Source organism: Mycobacterium sp. E2238 (genome assembly GCF_001672665.1).
Classification (GTDB): Bacteria; Actinomycetota; Actinomycetes; order Mycobacteriales; family Mycobacteriaceae; genus Mycobacterium.
On the sequence record NZ_LZKF01000073.1, the window covers coordinates 1 to 3,913 of the forward strand.

Consider the following 3,913-nt stretch of genomic DNA (forward strand, 5'->3'; position numbering starts at 1 on the left):
GGCCGACGGGGTCAGACGCCGGCGGGTGTCGACGGCGATCACTTGCCAATCGACGCGGGAGTACTCGTCGAACTTGCGGCGCGCCCGTTCCCGCGCCTTCTCCGGTGCGCCGTGGTGGACGCCTTGCGGCGCATGGGAAATCAGGCCGGGCGGCATCGGAATGCCGTAGAGCGAGCCGCCGTGGAAAAAGGCGATCTCGTCGTAGTCGACATTGCGGTGATACCAGGGTGTGCGCTCGGTGCCGGAGACGCCTTCCGCGGGCTTCGGCAAAAAGTTCATCACGTAGACGCCGGTGGCCTGCATGAACAGGTGGACCGTCGGCGGCAGGTGGACGCTGTCGGAGGTGACCACGTTGTAGTCGGCGATGTTGAACGTGAACGGAAAGTTGTCGCCGCGCCAGCCCTCGATGTCGAGCGGATTGTGTTGGTAGAACAGCGTTGTGGGGCCACCATCATGGACGAGCCGGACCTCGTACTCGTCCCTGCCGTCGTCGTCGATGGGCGCCGGTTCGGGAATGGTGGCCTGCGACGGGTCGAACGGGAAGTGGCGGCCCAGCGGCCCGGGTGGCGGAACCCGGAACTCGTCGGTCGCCTCGATCATCAGCATCGTCGTCTCGCTGTCCGGCACCTGGCGCCAGGTGCAGGCCTTCGGGATGTAGACCCAGTCGCCGTCGCGGTAGCGCAGCGGCCCGAACTCCGTTTCGAGCAGGCCGGCACCCTGGTGGACGAAGCACAGCAGGTCCCCGTCGACATGGCGGGCGTAGAACGGCATCGGCTCGTGGCGGCGGCTCAACAGGATTCGGCAGTCGGCGTTGCTGAACATCAGCAGGGAAGCGCCGTTGGCGTCGGTGGCGTCGCTGGGCTTGAGCTCACCGGCCAGCACGTCGACGGGGCGCAGCGGGCCGACCGACCGGTAGGCGGTGGGGTCGTGACGGCGGTAGAGGTTCGCCGTGCGGCCGGTGAATCCGCCCCGGCCCAGCTCGTCGTCCTTCAGCCCGTCCAGGTCGGCGTGCAGGCGGCGTGGCGTTTTCCCTTTTCGCAAGTGGACGAAGGATTCCATGGCTGACTCCCGGCTGCGGCGGCGGCTAAAACTGAAAGTGACATTACTTTTTGTTCCGGGCCTACACAAGGGCGGACCATGCCCGGCTACCGGGATTTGATATCGCCCGCGCTATCGAATCCTGCGAATGTCACACGACCGGGCGCGGCCGGTTCGGCCCATCGCGTCAGTCGCGGACGCGCACCACGACCTTGCCTTTGGCGGTGCGGTTCTCCAGGGACGCGACCGCGGCGGCGGCGTCGTCCAGGGGGTAGACCTCCGGGTCGGGCGGAGCCAGCCGACCCGAGGCAAGCAACTTCTCCAGTCCGGCCCACTGCTCGGCCAGCGCGTTCGGATGCGTCGCCGTCCAGGCGCCCCAGCCCACGCCGACCACGTCAATGTTGTTGAGCAGCAACCGATTCACCTTGACGGTGGGAATGTCGCCGCCGGTGAAGCCGACGACCAGCAGCCGCCCGCCCGGGGCGAGCGAGCGGAGCGAGTCGGTGAACCGGTCGCCGCCGACCGGGTCGAGCACGACGTCGACGCCGCGGCCGCCGGTGAGCTCCTTGACCGCGTCCTTGAATCCGTCGGCCAGCACCACGTCGGTGGCCCCGGCGGCGGTCGCGACGTCCGCCTTCTGTTCGGTGCTGACGACTGCGATGGTGCGCGATGCCCCGAGCAGCGATGCCAGCCGAAGCGTCGATGTTCCGATGCCGCCGGCCGCGCCGTGCACCAGCACCGTCTCGCCCTGGGCCAGCCGGCCACGCACGGTCAGGGCGAAGTACACCGTGAGGTCGTTGAACAGCAGGCCGGCGCCCGCCTCGAAACCGACGTTGTCGGGGAGCTTGAACACCCGGTCGGGTTGCAGGATCGCGACCTCGGCCATGCCGCCGGACAGCATCGTCAGGCCGACGACCCGGTCGCCGGGCCGCACGTGTGCGCCGTCCGGCGCCGAACGCACCACCCCCGCGATCTCGGCTCCCAGCACGAACGGCGGCTCGGGGCGGTACTGGTACAGGCCCCGGGTCAGTAGGGCGTCGGGGAAGGCGGCGCCGGCGGCGTACACATCCACGACCACGCCGTCACCCGAGGGTTCGTCGATCTCCGCCACCTCGATCGCGTCCGGACCGTCCAGCCGAATCACCCGTGCAGCTCGCATGGTCGGTCAGCCTACTGCCGGCTCAGAATCCGCCGGCGACCCGCACCACCGCCCGCCCGGTGAACTTGCCGGCGCGCACCCGATCCAGCACATCGACCACATCCCTGATGTCGACGTCGCTGGTGAGTGCGTCGAGATGACGCGGGCGCAACGAATCGCCCAGCAGCGCCCACAGTTTGCGGCGCGGGCCGATCGGCATCTGCACCGAATCCATCCCGAGCAGCGCGATGCCGCGCAGGATGAACGGCATCACCGTGGTCTTCAATCCCGGGCCACCGGTGAGGCCGCTGCAGGCCACCGCACCGCCGTAGTCGACGGCGCTGAGCACGTCGGCCAGGGTCGCGCCGCCGACGCAGTCGACCGCGGCCGCCCAGCGCGCCTTGGCCAGCGGCCGCGGTTTGGCGTCGGGGTCTTCCGGCAGCCGCCCGATAACCTCCGCGGCGCCAAGCTCTTTCAGCAGCCCGGCCGCCTCCTCCTTGCCGGTCGAGGCGACCACCCGATAGCCCTTGGCGGCCAGCAGGTCCACGCTGACCGAGCCGACACCACCGGAGGCGCCGGTGACGACCACCGACCCGGCGCCGGGTTCGATGCCCCAGTCGATCAACGCCTGCACGCTCATCGCGGCGGTGAAGCCGGCGGTGCCGATCGCGGCGCCCTCGTGCGGGCTCAACGAGCCGAGTGCGACGACCTGGTCGCCCGGCAGCCGCGCGTATTCGGCGTAGCCGCCGTGGTGGCCGGTGCCGATCTGGTATCCGTGGGCCAGCACCTTCTCGCCCACGGTGAAGTCGGGTGATTGCGACTCGACGACCTCACCGGTCAGGTCGATGCCCGGCACCACGGGGTAGCCGCGCACCACGCCGCCGCCGGGGGTCAGCGCCAGCGCGTCCTTGTAGTTGACGCTCGAATAGAGCACCCGGATCGTCACCTCACCGGGCGGCAGGTCGGAGGGGCTCAAGGTCTCGACCGACGCGGTTATCCGGTCACCATCTTCGCGAGCGACGAGCGCTTGAAACGTGTCCATCCCCCGACGCTAACCTCACGGTATGGATTCCTTTCCACTCGGTCGCTTTTCGGTCTCCCGGGTGGGCTTCGGCGCCATGCAGTTGCCGGGCCCGAACGCGTTCGGTCCGCCCCGCGACCGCGGTGAGGCGCTGGCCGTGCTGCGGCGGGCGGTCGAACTCGGCGTCGACCACATCGACACCGCCCAGTTCTACGGTCCCGACGTGGCCAACGAACTCATCCGCGAGGCGCTGCATCCCTATCCGGAGAACCTGGCGCTGGTGAGCAAGGTGGGCGGGCGTCGCGACGGCAGCGGCGGCTGGCTGCCGGTCGATGCGCCGGCGGACTTGCGCCGCGACATCGAGACGAACCTGCGGGCCCTCGGTGTCGAGCAGCTGGCCGTGGTCAACCTGCGCGTGTTCGAAAGCGACGGGCCGGATCAGCTGTTCGACGACCAGCTGTCGGTCATGATCGAAGCCCGTGACGAGGGGCTGATCGGCGGCATCGGGCTGAGCAATGTCAACCGCGAACACCTGCTGCATGCGTGCGAGCGCACCGAAATCGCCTGCGTGCAAAACGCGTTCAACCTGGTTCAGCGCGATTCGGCGCCGGTGCTGGCCGAGTGTGCGGCGCGCGGGATCGCGTTCGTTCCGTTTTTCCCCCTGGGGGCCGCCTTCATGCGACCCAACCCGGTACTCACTCACCAACTCGTGGTCG

Annotated in this window: 4 protein-coding genes; 1 reads left to right on the plus strand and 3 read right to left on the minus strand. The window is 69.2% G+C overall.

Annotated features, from left to right (window positions below):
- The 3 genes from A5711_RS05955 to A5711_RS05965 all read right to left on the minus strand — a co-directional run.
- A partial coding sequence (locus A5711_RS05955) for a homogentisate 1,2-dioxygenase (protein ID WP_067944713.1) occupies window positions 1–1,059 on the minus strand: 1,059 nt, incomplete at its 3' end.
- 166 nt (window positions 1,060–1,225) lie between these two features.
- Window positions 1,226–2,197 carry an NADPH:quinone oxidoreductase family protein gene (locus A5711_RS05960; protein ID WP_067944714.1) on the minus strand — a complete coding sequence of 324 codons (972 nt, stop codon included), beginning with the start codon at window positions 2,195–2,197 and terminating at the stop codon, window positions 1,226–1,228.
- Window positions 2,198–2,219: 22 nt separating this feature from the next.
- Complete coding sequence (locus tag A5711_RS05965; RefSeq protein ID WP_067944715.1) at window positions 2,220–3,218, minus strand: acryloyl-CoA reductase; 999 nt, start codon at window positions 3,216–3,218, stop codon at window positions 2,220–2,222.
- Between the two features lie 22 nt (window positions 3,219–3,240).
- Between A5711_RS05965 and A5711_RS05970 the strand changes: the two genes are divergently transcribed.
- On the plus strand, window positions 3,241–3,913 hold a 673-nt coding region (locus tag A5711_RS05970), incomplete at its 3' end, for an aldo/keto reductase (protein WP_067944716.1).